At 42.3% G+C, this 23,845-nt stretch carries 18 protein-coding genes; 2 read left to right on the top strand and 16 right to left on the bottom strand.

Going from position 1 to position 23,845, the window contains the following annotated elements:
• Positions 1-37 precede the first annotated feature (37 nt).
• The 13 genes from galF to ACP3TC_RS07230 all read right to left on the bottom strand — a co-directional run bounded on the left by galF (position 38) and on the right by ACP3TC_RS07230 (position 17,161).
• A complete protein-coding gene (gene galF / locus ACP3TC_RS07290) occupies positions 38-934 on the bottom strand; it encodes a UTP--glucose-1-phosphate uridylyltransferase GalF (RefSeq protein ID WP_313852711.1) in 897 nt (298 codons plus the stop codon).
• A gap of 178 nt (positions 935-1,112) precedes the next feature.
• Positions 1,113-3,632: a hypothetical protein gene (locus ACP3TC_RS07285; RefSeq protein ID WP_426817869.1), complete on the bottom strand. Its 2,520-nt coding sequence runs from the start codon at positions 3,630-3,632 to the stop codon at positions 1,113-1,115.
• A 200-nt stretch (positions 3,633-3,832) separates the two neighbouring features.
• Positions 3,833-5,239 carry an undecaprenyl-phosphate glucose phosphotransferase gene (gene wcaJ / locus ACP3TC_RS07280; RefSeq protein ID WP_426817868.1) on the bottom strand — a complete coding sequence of 469 codons (1,407 nt, stop codon included), beginning with the start codon at positions 5,237-5,239 and terminating at the stop codon, positions 3,833-3,835.
• Positions 5,240-5,311: 72 nt separating this feature from the next.
• Entirely contained in the window at positions 5,312-6,397 is a 1,086-nt protein-coding gene (locus ACP3TC_RS07275; protein ID WP_426817867.1) for a glycosyltransferase, read from the bottom strand.
• Between the two features lie 12 nt (positions 6,398-6,409).
• Positions 6,410-7,507: a hypothetical protein gene (locus ACP3TC_RS07270; RefSeq protein WP_426817866.1), complete on the bottom strand. Its 1,098-nt coding sequence runs from the start codon at positions 7,505-7,507 to the stop codon at positions 6,410-6,412.
• Positions 7,507-8,598: a glycosyltransferase gene (locus ACP3TC_RS07265; protein ID WP_426817865.1), complete on the bottom strand. Its 1,092-nt coding sequence runs from the start codon at positions 8,596-8,598 to the stop codon at positions 7,507-7,509. The genes ACP3TC_RS07270 and ACP3TC_RS07265 overlap by 1 nt, the downstream gene beginning before the upstream one ends.
• Before the next feature lie 12 nt (positions 8,599-8,610).
• Positions 8,611-9,528 carry a glycosyltransferase family 2 protein gene (locus tag ACP3TC_RS07260; protein WP_426817864.1) on the bottom strand — a complete coding sequence of 306 codons (918 nt, stop codon included), beginning with the start codon at positions 9,526-9,528 and terminating at the stop codon, positions 8,611-8,613.
• 25 nt (positions 9,529-9,553) lie between these two features.
• Positions 9,554-10,888, bottom strand: coding sequence for a lipopolysaccharide biosynthesis protein (locus ACP3TC_RS07255; protein WP_426817863.1), 1,335 nt, complete (start codon positions 10,886-10,888; stop codon positions 9,554-9,556).
• Entirely contained in the window at positions 10,881-12,110 is a 1,230-nt protein-coding gene (locus ACP3TC_RS07250; protein WP_426817862.1) for a glycosyltransferase, read from the bottom strand. Before ACP3TC_RS07250 ends, ACP3TC_RS07255 begins: the two co-directional genes overlap by 8 nt.
• Before the next feature lies 1 nt (position 12,111).
• On the bottom strand, positions 12,112-13,383 hold the full coding sequence (gene wcaK, locus ACP3TC_RS07245) for a colanic acid biosynthesis pyruvyl transferase WcaK (protein WP_426817861.1): 1,272 nt from the start codon (positions 13,381-13,383) through the stop codon (positions 12,112-12,114).
• A 34-nt stretch (positions 13,384-13,417) separates the two neighbouring features.
• Positions 13,418-15,577, bottom strand: coding sequence for a tyrosine-protein kinase Wzc (gene wzc / locus ACP3TC_RS07240; protein ID WP_426817860.1), 2,160 nt, complete (start codon positions 15,575-15,577; stop codon positions 13,418-13,420).
• A 19-nt stretch (positions 15,578-15,596) separates the two neighbouring features.
• The gene (locus tag ACP3TC_RS07235) at positions 15,597-16,025 is read right to left on the bottom strand and encodes a protein tyrosine phosphatase (protein WP_426817859.1); all 429 of its coding nucleotides are present in this window, start codon (positions 16,023-16,025) and stop codon (positions 15,597-15,599) included.
• Between the two features lie 5 nt (positions 16,026-16,030).
• Positions 16,031-17,161 carry a polysaccharide export protein gene (locus ACP3TC_RS07230; RefSeq protein WP_426817858.1) on the bottom strand — a complete coding sequence of 377 codons (1,131 nt, stop codon included), beginning with the start codon at positions 17,159-17,161 and terminating at the stop codon, positions 16,031-16,033.
• 964 nt (positions 17,162-18,125) lie between these two features.
• Between ACP3TC_RS07230 and ACP3TC_RS07225 the strand changes: the two genes are divergently transcribed.
• A complete protein-coding gene (locus tag ACP3TC_RS07225; RefSeq protein WP_426817857.1) occupies positions 18,126-19,697 on the top strand; it encodes a TerC family protein in 1,572 nt (523 codons plus the stop codon).
• A gap of 52 nt (positions 19,698-19,749) precedes the next feature.
• On the opposite strand, the gene asmA is transcribed toward ACP3TC_RS07225, so the two are convergent.
• From asmA to udk, 3 genes are all read right to left on the bottom strand, one after another.
• Complete coding sequence (gene asmA / locus ACP3TC_RS07220; protein WP_426817856.1) at positions 19,750-21,597, bottom strand: outer membrane assembly protein AsmA; 1,848 nt, start codon at positions 21,595-21,597, stop codon at positions 19,750-19,752.
• A 33-nt stretch (positions 21,598-21,630) separates the two neighbouring features.
• The gene (dcd, locus tag ACP3TC_RS07215; protein ID WP_313852734.1) at positions 21,631-22,212 is read right to left on the bottom strand and encodes a dCTP deaminase; all 582 of its coding nucleotides are present in this window, start codon (positions 22,210-22,212) and stop codon (positions 21,631-21,633) included.
• A 116-nt stretch (positions 22,213-22,328) separates the two neighbouring features.
• The gene (gene udk / locus ACP3TC_RS07210) at positions 22,329-22,970 is read right to left on the bottom strand and encodes a uridine kinase (RefSeq protein ID WP_313852736.1); all 642 of its coding nucleotides are present in this window, start codon (positions 22,968-22,970) and stop codon (positions 22,329-22,331) included.
• 248 nt (positions 22,971-23,218) lie between these two features.
• Between udk and ACP3TC_RS07205 the strand changes: the two genes are divergently transcribed.
• The gene (locus ACP3TC_RS07205; RefSeq protein ID WP_313852737.1) at positions 23,219-23,836 is read left to right on the top strand and encodes a phosphatase PAP2 family protein; all 618 of its coding nucleotides are present in this window, start codon (positions 23,219-23,221) and stop codon (positions 23,834-23,836) included.
• The last annotated feature ends 9 nt before the right edge of the window (positions 23,837-23,845 follow it).

Genomic DNA, 23,845 nt, shown 5'->3' with positions numbered 1-23,845 from the left:
CTTCCAGCCGCGAAAGATACGCGGGATAAATATTAAATTACTTCGCCAGCAGTTTCTTGATTTGTTCGCGGAACTCACGCCCCTGGTCGTTGTTGCGCAGTCCATATGAGACAAAAGCCTGCATATAGCCAAGTTTACGACCGCAGTCAAAACTGGTACCGGTCATCAGACTGGCATCAACCGGTTTCTTCTTGCTCAGATTAGCAATTGCGTCAGTTAACTGAATGCGACCCCATGCTCCCGGCTCAAGATTTTCCAATTCTTGCCAGATATCACCAGAAAGGACATAGCGACCTACCGCGGCAAGGTCAGAATTCAGTGTTTGAGGATTTTCTGGCTTTTCGACATACTCAGTAATCGCCGCAGTTTGACCTTCATTTTCCAGATTTTCATCTGTCACAATCACAGAGTATTCAGAGAGGTCGGCATCCGGCATATGCTTCGCCAGGACCTGACTGCGCCCAGTCTCTTCAAAACGCGCAACCATCGCGGCCAAATTGTAGCGCAGTTGATCAGCGGTAGAATCGTCCAGCAACACATCTGGCAGCACCACGACAAACGGATTATTGCCAATCATTGGGCGAGCACAAAGAACGGAGTGTCCCAGCCCAAGTGGTTGAGCCTGACGCACGTTCATAATGGTTACGCCCGGCGGGCAGATAGACTGAACTTCACTCAGTAATTGTCGCTTAACGCGCGCTTCCAGCAGTGCTTCAAGCTCATAAGAGGTATCGAAATGGTTTTCAACCGCGTTCTTGGACGCGTGGGTAACCAGCACAATCTCCTTGATACCTGCAGCAACACACTCATCAATGATGTACTGAATCATTGGCTTATCAACAACAGGCAGCATCTCTTTAGGGATGGCTTTAGTGGCCGGGAGCATATGCATACCGAGTCCCGCTACCGGGATAACTGCTTTAAGCTTCGTCATGATTTTTCCACATTATGTTGTAAAGATACTCATTCATTATGCATTAAAGGTATGATTGGTAAGTATAATCTTTATCTGAAAATTCAACGAGATTTCTTACCGGATAATAACCTGAATTTACAATTAAATCCTCAACATCATTAAATGTAATGCTACTCATGATATTTAATGGACCATATCAAATAGGCTCATCATTACTGATATGGCCAAACTCTCGCCATCCTTTGGATGTCAGCACAATCCCCTCAGCACCGTTAATAGCCGGTAGTTGGTAATAAAGTCTTTCACCAATCATTGGTTTAAAATCATCGTCCAGGTTACTGACACGGTTCGGATCTTCCTTAAACTTACCACTTAAAAGACCGGCTTTGAATTGATTACGCTCATTAACGACAGGTCCATAAATTTTCCCCTCAGTGTACAGCATTACTCCATCACCGCTGTTGGTGTTATCAAAGAACAATAGAGATGAAACTTCGCTAGCAACTACCAGCGAAATGTTATTTTTTTCATCAAGTAAATGATTGCTACGAAAAATTAAGTTTTTAGTTCCCCGAGCAAGCCGAAAATAAGCAGCGATTTTGACTGGATACTCTGAAAAAGGGATTAAGTGGAAATTGTTATTTTCAATTCTGTGATTACTCCCCCGCAATACAATGGGTTCATTAATCATTGTGCTGGGTAACTCAAAGATATTTCCACAGATTGAACAATGGTCTGCATTCAGTTCAATTCGTGAAGGATTTAATGTTCTATTAGAAAAAACATTATTTCTAATGTTTATGCTTGAAGCAGATTTTATGTCTAAGGGTCCTGTAATAACATTATCTCTAAACTGTATATTCGGAGACTGTTCATTATTGCGTATAATAATTACCGCTGGTGATTTAGAGTTTATAATAAAACTGTTTCGTTCAATTATACCGGTGATATTATAGGCGATCGTAGAGGGTTTAGGGGCAGACAGTCTACTGTAGTAAAACGTATTACCACTTATTTCTAATCCAAACAGCCTTCCTTTTCCAGAAGATTTGAACATGTCTGCAACGCCATTGATTTCAATATAATTATATAAAAACTTGAGATTTGTTCTACTCACGTTTACTGCAGCATAGTTTTTTGTGTGAACATAATTATGTGATATTTCGAGGGTTAAATTTGAGGGCCCATATTTAGTAAAGGTAACCCCACCTAAATGAGAGCGTCTTTCTTCATAACCGCCCTGTGGACATTTAACATCCTCTGCTTGTAACATGTCTGTGAAGTTGCGTTGCACAACTCCCCGAACACCACTGCAATTGATTGGCAAATAGCAATTAAGAACAATGTTATTGATTATACTTACATCAACTTTCGCTTCAGCCTTGATACCTATGACATATCCATAGGCAATGCAATTAGATATTTCAACTCCACGTGAGACACGATCCAACTGACCACCGGTTATGTTCAACCAGTCAATCATTGGAGCAGCATGAATACCTTCTTTACTACCGAACTCCGTCCAAAAACCTATGTAACCACAAAGTGTTTTTTTTATCTGCTGTTTATTATCGGGTGAGAGTATATCAACAGTGTATTTACGAGTATTCCATGCAACGCAGTCATTCATTTTACCGCCGTAACAAGCCCAGTAAAATATACCTCCACCAAACTCATCACGATCCATCCGTTTGTCGCGAGCAAGTATCTGATTAGATGAAACATCATACATATGCACGCGTTCCATCAAGGGGTTGAAACAGCGCCGGACATATATTCCGCTGCCGTAAATATCAGTCAATCGAACATTGCTCACTTTGGGATTTAGACATCTGTCAAAAAAGAGAGCAGTTACACCTTTAGAATGAGGTGTTGGATGGCATTCAGAAAGTTGATCTAAGTTGGTACCACCGCGATTTCTCTGTCGGGTGTAATTTATACAAAGGTCCTGAATTGTTACGCTATCGATGAGACAATCATCAGTATTACCTCGAAAATGGAACAGGTTAGGTTCCATGACCCAGTTTTTGTTTTCAGGTCGTTCTGGTGGATCGATATTATCGAAAGTAAATATGGTAGAAGCTCCCTGCCCTTTAATCGTGAATGGCTTAATACCCTTAAACCAGTTCACGCTAACACGATATTTACCGAAATTTATCTCACCAGCAGGAAAAGAAAGTACTCCACCATTGTGTGTTATGTAACTTATTGCTTTAGCTATGTTATCACCGCAATCAGTACCATCTGCACTAACGCCAAACCAAGTTGCATCAATCGTATCTCCTTCGATTACGCGCACCCAGCACCACCCTCCGGGTGCCTTAAACTGTGTTCCACCATTTGTATCTAAAGTAGAGTCCTTTACTGCTGTAAAAAATCCGCATCCATTTTGTGAATGATTTTCACTCCAGCTACTAACAAAAATTATCTGCCCAGGAAATTCAGGAATAGTTTTACTCAGATTTTGAACATCTGAACATGTACCGACAAACTTTAATCCGTCATGTTCAGATAAGATTTTAAGAGTGGGATTTGATGATACTTCTGAGGGCATAGCTGGGGAGTTGGATGTGAGTGACGTGATATCTGCAGCTTGTGACTTAGTATCCAGCAAAAGTGGCGCGGCGCTGAGTGTGATAGCCAACTTTTTCATGAAGCTGCGGCGTTCTGATTTTACAGCAGCAACTTTATCTTTAAACTTATCAATCTCTTTCATGTACATTCCTAATTATGAGTACTAGCAAGAATGACAGGGTATTGATTAAATAGAGAATCAAATACTTTCAGACATATAATGATAAGCTGAAGATATTATTAAAAACAAAAAGCACTTCTGGAATACAGAAGTGCTATCAAGATCATCATCGTAATGAATAATAAAAGAATATTCCAACTTTACGCTATGCTACTTCTTCTTCAATATGCAGTTTTACTAACAAAACCTTTGAAGATTGTCAGGAAGATAATCCTTAAATCGAGCCAAATGCTCCAGTCACGAATGTACTGTAGATCGAACTCTACACGTTTTTCCATTTTTTCTAAAGTGTCAGTTTCGCCCCGCCAGCCATTAATCTGCGCCCATCCCGTGATACCTGGTTTTACCTTATGACGAAGCATATAACCCTGAATGATTGCACGATATTGTTCGTTATGTGCGACTGCATGAGGACGGGGACCAACTATCGACATATCACCTTTCAACACATTGATAAATTGCGGCAACTCATCCAATGACGTTGAACGTAAAATACGTCCTATAGGTGTAATTCGCACATCGCCCTTAGTTGCCTGCACGACCTTATCACCATTTTCCATGACAGACATAGAACGGAATTTCCACACCATAATAGGCTTGCCATCCATCCCATAGCGCAACTGGCGAAATATTATCGGTCCTGGCGAGGTTATTTTTACTGCCAGAGATATTGTTAATAAAACCGGTGAAATAAAAAGCAATATGAGAGATGAAACAATAATATCCTCAATACGTTTGAACACCATATTCATACCGCTCATAGGTGTTTCAAAAAGAGGAACCACGGGCACACCATTTACTTCTTCTGTACGAGAATGTAGAACATTTAGCGTGAAAATATCGGGAATCAACATTACTGAACATGTTGTATCAGTTAGTTGATTTACAAGTCTTCTTATAGTCACTTCTTCCGACATTGCCATCGCAATATAGATTTTATCTATTCGGCCCTCTCTCGCATCAACTAATAACTGATCAATGTCACCACAATATATTATATTTTTTTCGGATTCATCATCTGATTTTATTTTAACATTCGAGTAATGACCTACAACATTCATTCCCATCCAGGGTGCATTCAAAAAGCTATTGGCTAATGATATTCCAATAGGCATATTACCTACAATCGCGACATTGCGAGTGTTGTAACCGAGTTTTCGGATAAAGCCCGATAGAAAACGGATACTCGCGCGCGAAAAAAGAAAGCCCACTGAAACAGTAAAGAAAAGCAACATATATTGTTTGAAATCAAGATAAATAACATTTACAAATGACATTAACCCTGCACTTATAACGAGACTGATTGTCCAGTTTTGCAATATAAGCTGTAATTCTGAACCAAAGTTCACACCACGCCAGGAGCGATAAAAGTCTGTGATACCTCCTACCATTTGAAAGACAACTAAAGCTGTTAACATATGCAACCATAAAGGCGAATCAACAACTCTGGAGTCAATTAAATTGATGATATAAAAACCGCAAAACATGACAAAAATATCAGAAAAGCGCTGCATCATTGAAATGATAGATGCATTAGTTCGCGTTCGTTTATCATTAACCGTATTCATTTTTTACTTTCCTGCTCAATTCATGCATTATCGAAGACACGATTTGAATTTCTATATTTTGTAACTTGATTGTTACTTATTACTGGACTTGAGTATGGAATACAGTTCATTAGTTTTATCGATCATACTTTGAGAGGTGAAATTTTCATTAAAGAATTTATTACCTTTTCTACCCATTTCCACGAGATCATATTTTTTCAGGTTTGATAATATGTTTGCTAAAGCGTTTACATCACCATTGTCAAATAAAAAACCTGTCTCACCATCTATCACAACTTCAGGAAGCGACGTGGAGTTACTTGAAATAACGGGTAAAGAATAACTCATTGCTTCTAAAGGGACCATTGCAAAGCCTTCCCAACGGCTTGGAATTACCAATGCATCAGCAGCTATAAAATAACTTTCAATATCTTTAGCGGCCAGCCAGCCTGTATAAGTAACGTTTTCCAACTCAACTTTTTCATTTTGATGATTAACACTATCGCCTACTATAGTTAATGTAAAATCTTCTTTATTACATTGCCGATAGGCATTAATGAGCACATCATAGCCCTTTTGCAGATCAAATCGACCAACAAAAAGTAGATTGACTTTATCTGTCTTACCCTTCTTAACTCTGTCAAGCTTAACAGGAACACCGTTATAGATAGTTGTTAACTTGTCTTCATTGAGACCAGCTTTTAAACCTTCCTGATATTCAAAGTCACTTACACAAACGACTTTATCAGTGATGCCAAGCAAAATTTTTTCAATCAAGATGTACACTTTTCTTTTCATTGGTGTCGACACCATCAAAAAAGAGAATGCGTGCGGGCAGTAAATTACTGTAGGCCTTCTTACAGGCCACATTAAAAGCAGCACAACGCGTGCTAAAACGCCTGCAAAAGTGCTGTGTAAGTGGACGAAGTCTGGTTTTTCTTGCCATACTTTTTTGGTAAAGACACGAGCAAAAGCAATAAAAGCACTGATATCGCGACGATTGCGTTTAAACGTCACAATATTTTTATCTGCTATACAATCCAATTCTTTCCGCTGAGAATCTGGAACAATACAAATAATCTTATCATGAGCATTGCGATTTATTTGTGAGCTGGCAATCTGCTTTAATACTGTCGCTACTCCACCTTTAATCGTCTCAGCAGCATGCAAAACTTTCATTAGTTGTTCCTTTTATTCAACTTCTTTTACCGTACGATAAGAGGCAAAAAGTGCATAGAAAAATAGTGGATAGAATGGAGATAAGTGTCTTACATAGCTACCATAATCTGGTTCAAATATACTTTGCACAGCGGTAAAGGAAATAATTAATGCAATAATAGCTCGTAATTGCTTATCACCCTGATTGATCATTTCAATCTTTACAGAGCGCCAAAATTTATACCACAAGAGCATAATGAAAAATGAGATGATAATATAAAACGGAGAAAATGATACAAGTAAGGGTATTGGCACCATCATAAATACCCACGTGAGGCAAACATTGAGCCAGCTAATGATTAATCCACCGCCAGGAATGATGGAAACTATCATTGTACGTGCATTTTCGTTAGCATTTTCAAGTCGAGTTTCATTCACAATATTGCGGAAATTATCCACATCTATCCCCATTCCAACCTTAAAGACTACAGCCAGACAGAAAAGGATAAAGAAACCGAGAAGTAGTATTACAATAGGACGCCTGAATATCCCTAATGCAATGTAAAAGAACCAAAACATGCCCAATAAGATAAACCAATAACTTCGGAAATAAATCGCATAGAATAACGCAAGCAATGACCAAAAAATCAACCCGGCCACACCTTTTTTTGACAGGGGCAGAAAAGGAATAATAAAAAGAAGCACAACAAAATCTTTACTGAGCAGCGTCATATATACGATAGACAACAGCATACAATAAAGATACACCAAAAATTCAAGTAAAGTAATTTTCTCTGCTTCACTTTTTTTAAGAATGAAGTAGAAGTTAGCGATAATGATCAAAGATGAAACTATTGGAAATATAACAGAATCCCGACTTACATTGAATACATTAAAAAATGCAGCCGTACTGGCATAAGAATCAAACATTATAAGAGGATTATTCCTCATCATAAATGTTTCTATCGTATTAGCATCCCAGAAATAGTAAATAGGAAAAATATTTTCTTTGATTACAGCAAATAATGGGAAAGCGAGAAAAATAAAAATCCATACAAGCATCGACAAATGTGCATCAAATGTATAAATTTTATTCTGCCCGAATCGGAACTGTAGCTGTGTAGGTTTCATCAAGCCATTCCTATTTCCATTCTCGCCAATCTGATTTGCTCTTCAAATTTGACTTCTGAATGATTCTCATTAACGTAATTACGCGCATTTTCACCCAGTTGTTTTGCCAGATCCGGGCTGCGGTAGATTTTAGCTAGCACAATAGCTGCTTCATCAGGGGTTTCAGCAAATATTCCATTCTGATAAGGAACAATATAATTAGCAAGTTCACCTACCGGCCTCACAACACATGGCAGCCCAGCCCCCATTGCCTCAAGTGTTGCGATGCTAAGCCCTTCAAATTCGCTTGAAAGTAAGTAAGCATCATACTTATGAGCTTCCCGTTGCCAATCCTGCACAAACCCACAGAAGCGTATCGCTTCCTTGAGACCTTCCTGTTTTGCTATTTCTTCAAGTTCACTTTTCATTTCTCCGTTGCCAAAAATATCAAGACTGGCTTTGATGCCAGATTCAATCAGCAATTGAATAACCTTGAGTGATTGACGATAATTTTTTTGCTGCATCAAACGCCCTACTGACATAATTCGGAATAGATTGCCAGAATCATAAGAGACTTTGGCTATGGTTGACGATTGAGCATGAAAAAGTGGCACGATGATATTCTTAGCGTTATCTTTTCTGACAAGCAGTGAACGTTGTGTGGCTGTTGAATCACACCAAAACTTATCTGAAAGAAAATCGCTACACTTTGTGAGGAAAAATGCTGCTCTATTTTGAAACTCTGTATTATGCTCGAATGTGATATGTTTGAATCGCATTGTCAGACGAGCAAAGCGCGTAATTAATACTGACTGAGTTAATGCTGAGATAACTACATTCGGCTCGACTTTCTGCAGATAGCGTCTGATTAAAAACGCATAATTGAATAATTTTTTATTGCTGATTGGATCTTCACTTAAAAAATGGATGTTGTCACCTATCTTTTCAGCAATGCGTTTTTCAAGTAGGCTACCGCTACGGCTAATCACAACCAGATGTAAAAACACATTATCAAATAACCCGTTATCCAGTAATAACTCAAATCCCATTTCAGCGCCGCCGGGCTCGAGACTATTGATAACATAAACTAAAGTGTTTTTTTTGCTATTCATTGTAATTCCGTGCTATTTAAATAGATTCTTAACTACTTTCATTCCTGATAATGTCGGGGATGAAAATTGAATAATTCCTCTCAGAGACAGAAATTTATAGATGCGAAATATTCTTTTCTTTTTACTAGTCATTTCGACATCTTTGAGGCTGGTGAAAAAGAATTTTAGTGCCTTTATATCTTTATTACAAATCGCACGAATAATATGTAATTCAATGAACTTAATGAGGTGCTTGTCATCAGTAATATAGTTATCAAGAAAATACTTACTCGCTTCGATGTTCATCGTTGCGCTCATTTGATCAAAGCGTCCGATATTTATAATCACTAAAGTATTTTTATCATAGTAAATACTTTCTTTCGCATCATAACAGCGAATGCCTAGCCCCCAGTCCTGATGCTTACGCATATCGGAATCGAAGACAGTCCCTTTATGAAAACGTTTGTTAATTGAAACAGTCGAAGTGCGGAAATCTCCATGCCTAAGAAATAAATAGTCACGAATATCGCCATCACTATATTCGATATCATACGGGATACGTTTTTTACGATTTATTACAGTTGTGTAACCGCCAAAAAAAACACCGTATGGCTGCGTGTTCATCAAATTCAGTCGGCATTGAATATATTCTCTGGTAAAGTGATCATCCGAATCAAGAAAAAACACCTTCTCGTAACGACTATTCTCAAATCCTAAGTTACGCGAGTGCGCAGCATTAGATTTTTCTGATTTCTCAATTAGCTTTATGTTTTTATATTGATCAATCACTTTTTTGAGTACATCTAAATCAGCAGATAAGTCATCGACAAGAATAATCTCATACTTGTGTTCCCCGCATGAATTAATAATGCTTTCGATAGTTTCGCCGATAAATTTCGAACTATTATATACAGGAATTACAATAGACAACTCTTCATGTACCGCTGACATCTTTCACCCCTAAATTATACGCCATTTAGATACCAATACTTTCTGGATAGACGTAAAGATTTAATGACTGAACTAAAAATATGATAATTATAGCCATTAAAGTAACTATGCCCCAGCTGCGCAAATATTTTAAGAAAGTCACCCCAACTACTGGCTTGATAAATAGAGGATGCACAATTAAGGATATTACGAACTGAGAAAGTGATAAACCAATTGCAACTGCAATTAAACTATTCCAGTAAAGAGCACAAGCTATAATCGTTAACATTATGACGCTTGCCCAGATATTCCACCAGAATTCTACGTTAGTTTTACCATTCGCTTGAGAAATAGAACCGGTAAGCCCCCCCATTGGTCTTAGCATGCCGAACAACAATATCATTGGAATCAACATAGCAACTTGCTCTTTACCTGGGCCATAAATTACTCGTACAACTACTGGTGATAAAATATTAATTGTAAGAAACATCAATGTGCTTAATACACTAATCCACCATGTGGCCTTTAAAAATATTTTTTTAACGTCTTCACCAGAGTGCTGCCGCTCAGCAAAGCGAGGTAACGTTAGACGGTTAATCACCGGAGTAATCAGTTTCAAAGGTTGAAGGACTAACTCTTTGGCCAACGAATATATCCCTAATAATTCGGCCCCGAGAAACTTACCGATCAGCAGTGAGTCAGCTTGCGTACGAAGCTGATTGATTGTTTGTGAACCAAGTTGATATTTACCATAATGCATTGCTTTAAATGCCGTATTTTTACAGAATTCTCGCGTTGGATGCCAGCTTCTTTCTGCAAGGTACATCATTATTACTACACGCAGTGCAGCATTGATAAATAAACCAATAACCACACTCGATGCCCTTAATGGTGTATAAAGAAGCGCCATAATCACGAAAATAAAAGCAATAAATTTAGAAAACATTTCAACTTTAGCAAGTAATACAACTCTTTTAACCTTAACAAAATGCGACTGATACTGCGTCATCATACCGAGTATAAAAAAGTTTAAACTTGCAAGAATGAGTAATCCTTTAAGCTCAGGTAATTTAAAAAAGATCGCTAATGGCCAACTTAGGATTAACATTAAAAAACCGGTAAGCCCACCGAACGCAAGATTTATCCAAAAAATCGTACTCTGTTCACGAGATGTTAGTTGTTGCCTGTGAATCAAGTAACTACTCATTCCCATGTCTTGCAATACTGTGGCTATCAACAAAACAGAATTTATTAAGGCTAGTACCCCCAGATCGCGAGCTTCTAAGTGACGCGAAAGAAAGCCTAGCTGTATTATTTGCAATGCTGCAGCAAAACAAGTTCCACCAAATAACCACATGGCTTGTTTTTTTAAATCACTCACGGAATTTTGACTCCAGCTTGTATGCCAAAGATTGATTGATTAACTTTTCATTGAAATCAATTTCAATTTTCTCTCTGGCCTTTGCGAGTACCGCGCCGAGTTGTACTTCGTTAAGTGCTAATTTTTTCAGTACAGCCGCAAGACTAACCGGGTCATGCTCAGCGACTAACCATCCCGAGACCTCATTTTCAATTAACTCTGGAATACCACTATGGAAAGTCGAAACCACTGGTAGGCCTCTGGCCATGGCTTCCATTAATGCAACTGGAATACCTTCCATATCTCCATTTTTACCAGTCACTGAAGGTAATAGAAAAACATCAGACTCAGACAATAATGTTTTCACCTCGTCCTGATTTTTAAATCCAGCAAGGCCTACATACTGCTGTAAATTATTATTTTCAATGATTTTTTTTAGCTCTTCTTTGAGTGGCCCGTCGCCTAAAATGGTATAACTAAATGGAACACCTTGCTGTTTTAATAGCGCACAGGCATTGATTGCATCATCAATACCTTTCTTTTCAGTCAAACGAGCAACGCTTATGATCTTAATAGGAAGTTGTACCTGCTCACGTTGATTGTAGGTAAAGTTTTCAACATCAACTCCCATCCGTAACACTTCTATTTTACTGGATGGACAACCCATTTCAAGAAGACGTTTCTTCCATAAATAACTTATTGGAAGCATTAACTCTGTTTGTTCAAAAAGCTTTTTGTAATCAGCTTCATAATTCCTGATCACTTCATACAGGGACATATCAATACCATGAAATACGGTACACACGCTTCCTTGTAAAAAGTTAACTTGTCGTAATTTATTTGCTAACACTCCGGTGGTACCAAAATGAGCGATAAATACATCAGATTTAATTGAATCATGATTCAGAGCTGTGATATAAGGAAGTAGCAGCTTTTTAGCATGATTTCCATACTCACAAAAATTTAATGCATCACGAACAGGTTTTTTATTCAGATTAAAAATTATTTTATACAGACGATTTATAGTTTTCTTTATTAGCCCCCCATTCTCATCGGGTAATAAATATTTCACTCTTTCGCGCAGTTTATAGTTTTCGAAATCAGGATGTAACCTTGTGAAATCACCCTTCCAAATAGATACTATTTTTACGTCATATCCTAAATCGATTAATGAAGTAATTTGGTTAAGAACAAATGTTTCAGATGCTACAGGGAAGTGTGTTAAAAAATAAGTAATTTTCATATCAGCCCTTGATATTATCAAGGATGGTTTTATTGATCTCATCGCCTGCTTGACTTTGTATGGCGAGAATTTCCGTCATCCTTTTCTCATAGGATTCAATGTTGTCTAGCACATTTTCGGCTTTGCGGATTATGCTACCGTTCATTAACTCCTTAATATCAACAGCCATTTCATCCAGTCCCATTTTACGCATTATACCTAAGGACTTATGTTCATAATTAATTGCTATGGCTGGTGTATTGAAATTCATTGAAATGATTGCTGAATGTAATCTCGTCCCAATTGTCATTGTACAACGTGAGACAATCTGTCCAAGTTCAACATCATTGAGTTCATCCATCACAACATGAAATTTCTCAGGATTCTCAACTAGTTGCTTAATATTCAACGCAATCATTCGATCGTCTTTATTATAACGATCGATGCCAGTACATGTTGATAGGGCAAGAACCTGATAACCTTTTTCAGTCAGACTGTTAACTAAGCGAGCGAAAGCATGCTCGTATTCTTGTTGAGTCACCCCAAGACGTTTGTCAAAGGGCGCTAACTCACGAAGTGTGATTGCAACAGTCTGATGCTTAGAAATAACTTCATGCCAGTGTTCAACGTTATAACTTAAGGCTTGTTTTAAATGATAATCGGCGGAAACTAACCAAGCGGTATCAATGCCCTCTTGAACCTTGATAGTACTGATATTGCTTTTGTTCATATATTCAAGGCTAACATTCTCACGAAGAATGAGTGAATTAACCTGGGAAAAAACATAATCGGCTATTTCGTTAAAGCCTTTTCTGTTGAAAGGCCCAACGCTATGGCCAATCATATAAATTGGTCGCTCTGCTAATAATGCACATAGCGCATGTTCAAACTGATTTGAGCCATATAGATCTACAAAAAATGATCCGCCAACCTGGATAATCGCATCATAATTTTTCATTTCATTGATGCATTCGAGATAAACCCCAGGAAGGGAAATTTTTGATAGTAAACCCGCTCTTTTATGATGTGCTACCAGAATGGCTGGTTGCAACCTGGTTGAAATGCGTTTTTTTATTTTTTTTATCAATCCATTGACTGAGCGCTTAATATGCTTGTCTAACTTATCCTGCTTGACCTCACGGCCAAGCAGCAACTGGGAACTTACGGGAAAACGACTAATAATATCAATTTCTACTTGTTCATCCACACGATGTAAGGATTCGGTTAAACCGCGTAGTATTGCAGCATCACCGCGGTTCCCACACGTGTGATTACCAACTAACAATAATTTCATAGATTTTCCCAAGTTTTTTCTGGCAATATTTTAACTACTTGTCCGAGGACTTATATTCGTAGGCATAGTAGCCATAAGCACTGTAAGCATCTTTCGCTTGTTTAAATACTGAGTTGAGGATTACACCTTTAATTTCAATACCATTTTGTTCAAATCGATTGATACTGATCTCAATTTCTTTAAGTGTATTCACCGCAAATCGGGTCACCAGAAGTGAGGTTCCTGCGTGCTTACCAATAATAGCAGCATCAGTAACAGCCAAAATTGGTGGAGTATCCACAATTACAATGTCGTAATTTTTAGATGCCCACTCTACAACATCACCAAGACGAGAACTCATCAATAGCTCAGCTGGATTTGGTGGCACCTGCCCACGAGTAATCACATCGAAGTTGGAATCCGTGTAGCGCTGGATAGAATCTTCTATGGTGCACTGCTGTGAAAGTACTTCGGATAATCCTTTAGCATTATTAAGTCCCAGCAAGTCATGCAAGTAGCCCTTCCTTAAGTCAGCATCAATCAAAACGACTTTCAATTTTGCTTGAGCAATAAGTGACGTGAGGTTTGAACTGACAAATGTCTTACCCGTTGAAGGACTGGCACCAGAAATCATCAGTACATTATTTTTTGCATCCATCATGGCAAAGTGCAAGCTTGTACGCAGACTTCTTACAGCTTCTACCGCCATATCTGCGGGCTGATTAATAGCCAGCAAAGCACCTGCTTTTTGGAGTTTTCGATGATTCTTGCTTAACTCCCGATCTTGTTTTTGCTGCCATAATGAAATTGGAATGCTGGCATAAACGTTAATACCTGCCTCTTCCAATTCTGATGGATTCATCACTCCACGGTGAAGGATCGCGCGGAATAGAATAACCAGGATGGCAATGACAAAGCCTACTAAAATGGAACCCGCTACAATAAGTGGTTTATTTGGCTTAACCGTTCCAGGCAATGTGACTGCATTATCAATGATGCGCACATTCCCGACAGTACTGGCTTGCGATATTTTGAGCTCTTGCTGCTTATTCAGCAATTGCATAAATACTTCCTGCCCAGACTGTACGTCACGAGTCAAACGCAGAATCTCTTGCTGTGTTTGAGGTAATGTATTGATTCTTTTATTTAATTTATCTTTTTCATTCACTAATACTTGCCGCTGTTCCAACAACGTACGATATGCTGGGTGATCTTTAGTATACAGCTTGGATATTTCAGCTTCTTTGAACGTCAACTGGTTGAGTTGTGATTCAACATTTACCATCGTATCGAGCATTGACTTAGCTTCTAGTGACAGGTCCACCGAGTCATTTTGCTGTCGATAATGGTTAAGTTTATTCTCTGCTGCATCAAGGTCATTACGTACGCTTGGAATTTGCTTATCCAGAAAAGCCAAACTTTTAGCCGCTTCTTCAGACTTTCGCTCAACATTTTGCAGCAGATAATTTTTAGTTATACGGTCAAGTACTTGATACACTCGCACCGGATCAGGATCGGTATAAGTGAGTGATAGTACGCCAGTATCTTTACCCATATCCTGAACCATTAAATTCCCTTGCACCTGTTTAACAACAGACAAGAAAGGCAATTTTACGACATCAAAGACAGTACCTGGCTCTGCTTTAATATCGCTGACTAAAAGTGATATCTCGTTAGCAGTTGCGCGTTCACCAACGGTGCCATTCAAAACTACATCGCCATCAGAATTGAATAAGGTATATGACTTCTCATCCTTAACTTCGATCTGAAAACCTTGATTTTCCATCACTTTTGGTACAGTAAAGCGAGAAACGGCAATATCATTTTTCTTTTCAGACGTTAATCTTGCCCAACCTTTACCAAATATTGGAAAGTAGTGCTGGTTAATTACTGTATCTAACCCCAAGTCATCGATTGTTTTGCCTAATACCAGGCGCGACTGAATTAGCTCAATCTCAGCCACGGAAGCTGGTTTATTTGGCATAAATGAATTCAGATTATCCATAATCTGATTGCCAACATTCTGCTCAACCTGAACCAGTGAGTCGGACTGGTAAATGGGTGTTGCAAATATGCAATATAAAACGCTCAGCAAGGCACTAAAAATAACGATTGCTGATATCAACCATTTACCATCAATAAGTGAACCAATCAGTCGCCCAATATCGACTTCATTATGGCTCTCAGCCTTGGAAGTTGTTTTTGTGGTTTTCAAAATTAATATCCTGATTAGCTTAATTTAATTTATTGGCCCAAGCCTTTGCAGCCTCATCAAGTTGGCGATACACCGACTGAAAGGCTTCATGACTTTTTTTGTAAGGATCAGCAATTTCCTGTGCTGTCCAGTGACCAAAAAGCATTGTTTTTCCGCGGACAGATGGCGATATGTTACATACTGCCTCAATGTGTCCTCTCTCCATAACCAGAATAAGGTCATATTGTTGACACATCTCTTTGGTCAATTGCTGAGCACAATGCGAATCCAGAGAAAGCTGATGTTCGTTCGCTGCATTAATTGCAGCTGCATCAGCCTCATAGCCACTCAAAGCGTTAACACCTGCCGAAGCGATGTTTTTGTGCGGTAAATATTTACGTAATAACCGCTCCCCCGTAGGCGAGCGACAGATATTACCGACACAGACAACCAAAATAGAATTAAACATTCTTATTACCAGGATTTAATCTGATGGGTAGTCGATACCCCATAGCGAACTGTGTTGATAGTCGGCAGCAACTGGCTAATTACACGATTCCAGCGCGTAAGCGGCGTTGCAGTTACATAGACAATATCGTAAGGCTGAAGCTGGAACTCAGTTCCCATTACCATTGCAGTAGCATCGGAAGTATCTAACTGATAAATATTCGCCATTTTACCGCCCTGTTCACGATTTGGACGAATAACAAATACCCCTGTTGCATTAGCCACAGTCTGATCAACACCGTTAGAACTGCCCAGCGCCTCAGTCAGAGTCATCCCACTGCGGTCCATCTTAAGTGTTTGTTGCTTATTCACTTCACCCATTACAAACACTTTCAGATCATCATTACGTGGCACATAAAGAATATCGCCAGGGTAAAGTAAGTGATTCTGCGTTAGATCGCCATTTTGCATCAATGCTTGCAGCGAAATACGTTTCTCAACGCCATTATGAGTCAGCACCACATTGCGCCAGTCTGCATCGGCACCTAAACCACCAGCAGTATTAATAGCATCAAGCACCGTCAACGGAATGTTGGTGATAGGTTGTTTACCTGAGGTTCCAACTTCCCCGGTAACATAGACCTTCTGAGAGCGGAAACCTGCAATGTTCACATCAACCTGTGGGCTTTCAATATAGGTCGCCAGTCGCCGCTGTATCTCTTCGCGCACTTGCTGGATAGTTTTGCCTGCAACCGCGACTTTGCCAATATAAGGATAGAAAATGGTGCCATCTGAGTGAACCCAGTTGCCCGTATCGCTGGCACTGCGGTATTGCCCTGCCGGCGTAGTTAACTCCGGGTGATCCCAGACGGTGACACTAAGGACATCGCCGATACCAATTCGGTATTCATAACCAGCTAACTCACGATCGAGTTGAGGATTAGGACGCGCTACCACCGGCGCGACCCGCATCTGCTCAATCAACATCGGTGTCATTGGGTAAACGTTGACCATTTTATCGATATCATAATCAGCATCTTGCTGCTTGATAACGTCTTTACCGCTTGTCGAAAGGTTTTGCCCAGGAATTATGGTACAACCACCGAGCAGTGTTATTGACACCAGTAAAGGAGCCAACTTAAGTTTTGTTTTCATCATTGAATTGTCATCGCTGTTGCTGATTTATTATCTTGAGCGGCCAACACCGCAAAGTGTTCGTGAACTACTTCCATCCACGCACATCCACGTCCAGCTTTTTACCCAACTGTTTAGTTCCGTCATCAGGGCGTTGCTCACAGCAGTGAGCTTAATGAATTGCTGATAATGCTTCTCTTCAGAAAGTCCAATAAAGTTAGCATCCAACCGAAATTGGAAGTGTAGCAATATGCGGCTAACCGACAAGCTGTAACTGTACGAAATTCCTGATTTTTGCCGGATTAGTCAGCAGTTACTTATTTAAGGAGATTATCACATTAGATTTTTCATACCTATTATGTGGCTATTATCCTAAAAAGTTCTTATCCGCGATATTTATGTTGACTGAAGGGAAGTAATACTCATCTGAATTCAGACACGCTACCGCCCCTGGCTTGCAGCTACCAATGCTGTAAATAAGAATAATGCTATTGCGAGGATGATAATTAGGATAATTCCACTGATAAATCCGAAATCATCATTTGAACCGTTTCATGGCCCTCTGCTTACAAAAGGCGCATTTATCACGGTGTGATCACATAAGTTATGACCAGATTTTCATACTATTGAATGTTTGTTACAAGGGCGGGACGGCAGATCCCGGTCACTTTCAGATTAAGACTAACTTTGCCCATTTTATCACATTGATAATCAACAGGTTAGAGTTAATAAAGAAAATAGTCTTTTCCGGATAGTTCTATGTTGATAATAATATTTTTATCGTAGTTAAGCCAAATTCGCTGCAATTTCCATCAGTATAAGAATTTCTGAGTACCTCAATACCGATCAAAGTCACACGGCACGACTGTCTCGAAACTTAAATAGATTCATCCTGAGATTATTCCTAGATAGCATTGCGTTTTTTTGTTTAGCGTACCAATATCAACATTAATCTAATTAATACATCTTATAGGGTTAAATACGTCGTATGGAATGGATCGCCGATCCGTCAATTTGGGCCGGTCTGGTTACGCTAATCGTGCTGGAGCTGGTACTGGGTATTGATAATCTTGTTTTCATCGCCATTCTCGCAGAAAAACTGCCCCCAGCGCAACGCGACCGTGCTCGGGTAACCGGCTTGTTACTTGCGCTGGTTATGCGTTTACTGCTGCTGACTTCCATCTCCTGGCTTGCCACACTGACTAAACCGCTGGTTACCCTTGCAGGTCATCCGTTTAGCGCGCGGGATATTATTATGTTGGTGGGAGGAGTGTTCCTGTTGTTTAAAGCCACCATGGAACTTAATGAGCGGCTTGAAGGTAAGGACGAAGAGCAGAATACGCAGAAACGTGGCGCGCGATTCTGGCCGGTGGTGGCACAAATTGTGGTTCTGGATGCGGTGTTTTCACTGGATTCGGTGATTACTGCAGTGGGGATGGTTGATCATCTTCCGGTCATGATGGCCGCCGTAGTGGTAGCAATTTTTCTGATGTTGCTGGCCAGTAAGCCCCTCACCCGCTTCGTTAACAGTCACCCGACGATTGTTATTCTCTGTCTGAGTTTCCTGTTAATGATAGGCTTTAGCCTGATCGCAGACGGTTTTGGCTTCCATATACCCAAAGGTTATCTCTACGCGGCTATCGGGTTTTCGGTAATTATCGAATCGCTGAATCAGCTGGCACATTTTAATCGTCGTCGCTTCCTGTCTGCCAAGCTGCCGCTGCGCAAACGCACTGCCGAAGCGGTGCTGCGTTTACTGCGCGGGCATCATGAGCATGCCGAACTGGATGCCGAGACATCCTCGCTGGTTGCCGACCATAATGAGAACCAGGGGATCTTTAATAAGCAGGAACGATTAATGATCGCCCGGGTGTTGGGGATGGGGCAGCGCAGCGTTCGCAGTATCATGACCTCACGCCACGATATTGAGAATATCGATCTGGCTGACGATCCAGAAAAAATCATGGAGCAGCTCGATCGCAATCAGCACACGCGCATCATCATCACCGAAAAGAGTGACGACCCGCTGGGGGTGGTGCATGTTATCGACCTTCTGCACCAGTCGCTGCATGAAAACGCTCTCGATTTACGCGCGCTGATTCGCCAGCCGTTGGTGTTTCCCGAGCAATTGCCGCTGTTACAGGCGCTGGAGCAGTTCCGTAATGCACGCACGCACTTTGCTTTTGTCGTCGATGAGTTTGGTTCGGTGGAAGGCGTGGTGACGCTAAGTGATGTGATGGAAACCATCGCCGGTAATTTACCCAACGAGAGCGAAGAGCTGGATGCGCGTCATGATATTGTGCAAAACGCCGACGGTAGCTGGACAGCCAATGGCTATATGCCGCTGGACGATCTGGTCATGTACTTGCGACTGCCGCTGGATGAAAAGCGCGAGTATCACACCATTGCCGGACTCTTAATGGAGCATTTGCAACGGATTCCGCAGGAAGGCGAAGAACTGCAGGTTGGCGATTTTCTGTTTCGGATTCTGCAGGTTGACAGCCATCGGGTGCAGAAGGTGCAGATTATTCAGTTACGGCTGCCGGAGTCGGACAGCTAACATCAGTGACATAGATTCAGGGGAGTCGAAAACGACTCCCCTGCCCCGACAATTACTTATTCTCTTTCAATAATTGCTTCGCATCTTCGCTGTTTTTATTGCCCTGATTACGCTCAATCCAGCTGTTAATCCGCGATTTGGCCTCGTCCTGAATGCGTTTACGCAGCACCTGGTCAACCTGCAACGAGTATTGCAGGCTGTCCCACGAGCCATACAACCGCAGTGGAATCGCGGTTTCTTTTAGCGTCTGCACCAGCTGGTTATTCCCTTTCCAGCCATCGGTTACCTTAATATTAAAGGTGATATCACACTGCTGGCTGTCGAGATTAACAATTCCTTTACCGGCGAGGTCCAGCATTGCGGAGCGCCCTTGCAGATTAACCAGCGCCATTGAGCCATTATCGAGCTGCAGTGAGCCTTTCAGCTGCTGAACTTCGGTATAGCTGACATCAGAGTCAGTGCCACGCACCTGGTCGCTGCTGCGTTCAACCGCACGCTGGATCATTTGCTGGAAGTTAAGCCCGGCCAGCCGTGCGTTTTGCATACTCATTTCAGCGTTGCCACGCCAGTGGTGTTTAAAATCTTCCACACTGAGCCCATGGCCGTGCAGTTTGCCACTCATCGACAGCTTGCCACTGACGGTTTCCGGCAGTTCGAAAGCTTTCAGCAGCGGCGCCAGCTCAATCTGATTGAGTACCGGCTGGAAGGTGACCTGAGTCAGTGGATTATGAATATTTACTGTGCCGGGCAGTGAGAAGTCACCGGAGCCCGTTTTGCCGGTCAGGGTGGCAATATTCATTGCACCGTGATCGTTGCTGCCGACAAACTGGACCTGACTGAAATCCATGCCGCGCCAGCGCAGTGTATCAATCTGCATATTCAGCTTACCGCTGATGTCATTCAGCGCTGAGTTTTCATTACTGCGTTCGATCGGCTCGGCAATCACCGGCGCGCGGCCAGTCGACTGTTGCGTAGCGGGCTGGCCGTCAGTGGCGTTTTGCAGGAAGTTATTGCCGGTCAACGCATCAATATCCAGCGTCGGCGCATGCAGATCGATGTTGAAATCCGGGCTACCGCTTAATTTACCGGAAACAGCGCCATTAAGCTGACTGTTGTTTACCGTTAAAGCGATATTTTTGAGCGAGAATTGCTGGGTTTCATTTTGCCAGTCGGCCAGCAGTGAGGCTTCACCCTGTAGACCCTGCGGCGGTAGGTCCGCGCCTCTTAATTGCCAGCTTAGCTGCTCGATATTGCCGGAGATGCGCTGTGGATATTCAGTAACATCCATCGCTCCTTTCAACGCCAGCTGCAGTTCGCGCTGATCGCGACTGACGCGGGTAGTCAGATCCACACTGGCTTGCTTACGGGCATTTTGTGACAGCTCGAGATTGATATCGCGGAAATTGATCTGCTCACCGCCAGCCTGTTGCCAGACCAGCAGGCTGTCCACCACCTGCAATTTGGCGATATCGAATTTCCAGCCGCTGGCCGTCTCCGGCACCGAGGAACCCGACGGACCAACCGGAGCATCCTGAGGACGCTGCGCTTCACTTTCCGGGGTAACGCGGATCACCGCGTTTTTCAGCATCACCTGTTTTACACTGAGCTGGTGGGATAACAGCGGCAGAAGATGCACGTCGAGGCGCATGTTTTCTGCATTAATAAGCGGCTGTTGCGCGCCAGGCGCGGTAATCGACATGCGCCCGGCAAGAATGCTGAGCTGCGGCCAGACGTGCCAGCGCAGATTGCCTTGCAGCTCCAGTTTATAGCCACTGCGCTGTTCAACCTGCTGCACCATGTAAGCACGAAAATCGTTGGGATTAACCAGCAGTACCAGCGCTGACATGCCTGCCACAATCACTACCAACAGTATGGCCAGCGTGGTAATTAATCTTCTCATCCGATCCTCTTATTCGCCTGAAGCGCCAGGCTGTTAGTCTTTATCAATTCGGCTGGCAACCGCGCCTTGCTGATCCTTATATTTCGCATCCTGACGACGGTTATAAGGGCGCGCAGCAGGACCAGACAGCGGTTCAAAGCTTAGCGCACCAATCAGCATACCGGGACGTAATGCTAACGGCAGCTTACCTGAATTATAGAACTCCAGCACAATTCGTCCCTGCCAGCCGGGATCGATGCGGTGCGCGGTGACGTGAACCATTAAGCCCAGACGCGCCAGCGACGAGCGACCATCCAGCCAGCCGACCAGGTCGTCGGGAAGCGTAACTGACTCAAAGGTCACCGCCAGTGCCAGTTCGCCGGGATGCAAAAAGAATGCTTCACCTTCCGGCAGCACAATTTCATCGCTCATTACCCGGTCTAATGCTGCGCTGACTTCATCCTTTGGCCCACTTAAATCAATAAAGGCAGCGGTATGACCGCGAAAGGTGCGAAATTTATTGCCGAGGCGAACATCCACCGTCGCGCCACTGATGCGCTCTACCGGTGGGCGCGGCGTAATGTCAAGCTTGCCGCTATCAAGCCAGGCTTCGATATCGCGATCGCATAATCTCATCGCCGTCTACTCCATCAATGTATTGGTTGCTAACACTGCCACAGGGTTAGCATAAACGCTATGCCAACCCTGTCATTTTTAAGGAATTTTATCTTATCGTAGCAGCAATGCCGTCGCTACTCGAAAAACTGATTAATCTTCGCTTTCAGAATATCAATCGCGATGCGGTTTTTACCGCCGCGCGGCACAATAATGTCAGCATACTGTTTGGATGGCTCAATAAACTGCAGGAACATCGGACGCACCGTTTTCTGATATTGCGCCATCACTGAATCCATTGAACGGCCACGCTCATTGACATCACGCTTCATACGACGCATCAGACAAATATCCAGAGGCGTATCAACGAAAATAGAGAAGTTCATCTCCTGACGCAGACGCGCATCGGTCAGCAGCAAAATGCCTTCCAGAATAATCACTTTTTTCGGCTTCAGATGGACAGTTTCTTTGGTGCGGGTGTGGTCAACATAGCTGTAAACCGGTAGTTCTATATCCTGTCCCGATTTCAGCATCTGCAGATGTTGCAACAGCAGATTGTGATCCATTGCGCTGGGATGGTCGTAATTGGTTTTTACCCGCTCTTCCATGGTGAGGTGGCTTTGGTCTTTGTAGTAGCAATCTTCCGGGATCACGCCGATATGTTCATCGCCGACCTGATCGCGCACTTCACGATACAAGGTACTGGAGATTAAGCTTTTCCCCGACGCTGATGCGCCTGCGATTCCTACAATGACGCATTGGTGAGACTTGTCAGTCATAAAATTAAAGACCTGATAACTATGTGACTTATCGATAAGGCGAAGTCGATTTGCTCTGCCTCATTGACGGGTCAGGAATGAGAGGGTTGTTTCGCTGGCAATTATAGGGATTTAGCTGAACTGATGCCAGAAAAAACCCCGCCTGCTGATTTTCGGAAATTACCCCTTTGGCGCAAAGTACTTTCCCCGATAAACTAGTGTTCATCTGGCGTACTGGCCTGAAGTCCGTTTTGACCCGAAGGAAAACTATGTCCTGGAACACACTAAGCTATCTTGGCGACAGCATGTTGCTGCTTCCCACCGCAGTGATTATTGCGCTGGTGATGCCGTGGAAAAATAACGATCGCCGCGCCGTGTGGTTCTGGATTGTGGTTTTCTGCCTGGCAGGGGCGCTGGTCAGCCTGTCGAAAATCGCCTTTATGGGCTTTGGTATCGGCAGTGCGCGCTTTAATTTCACCGGCTTCAGCGGCCACAGTGCGATGTCCGCGACCCTGTGGCCGGTGATGTTCTGGCTGCTGTCCGGGCGTTTATCCGCGCTGCTGCGCGGCGCGGCGCTGGCGGTCGGCTATCTGATTCCGCTAATGGTCGGTTTCTCCCGCCTTGAGCTGGACGTTCACTCCACCAGCGAAGTGGTCAGCGGCCTGCTGCTTGGCTATACCCTGAGCAGTGCATTTTTACTCTCACAACGCAGCTCTCAGCTTAAAGGCTTTAGTGTGGTGCAGCTTTGTGTCGCGCTGCTGGTTCCGGTGCTGCTGTTCAGTCATGGCCGTGTGGCGACCACCCAGGGCTTTCTGACCCACCTCTCCACTAAGATTACCGGATTAGAGAAACCTTTTACCCGTAGTGAACTGTTGCAGCAGCCTTAATTAGCTGTT

This window comes from Winslowiella sp. 2C04, assembly GCF_050037805.1.
GTDB lineage: Bacteria > Pseudomonadota > Gammaproteobacteria > Enterobacterales > Enterobacteriaceae > Erwinia > Erwinia toletana_A.
The sequence above is the reverse complement of the archived record's forward strand: the minus strand, read 5'-3'. Positions and strand labels throughout refer to the sequence as shown.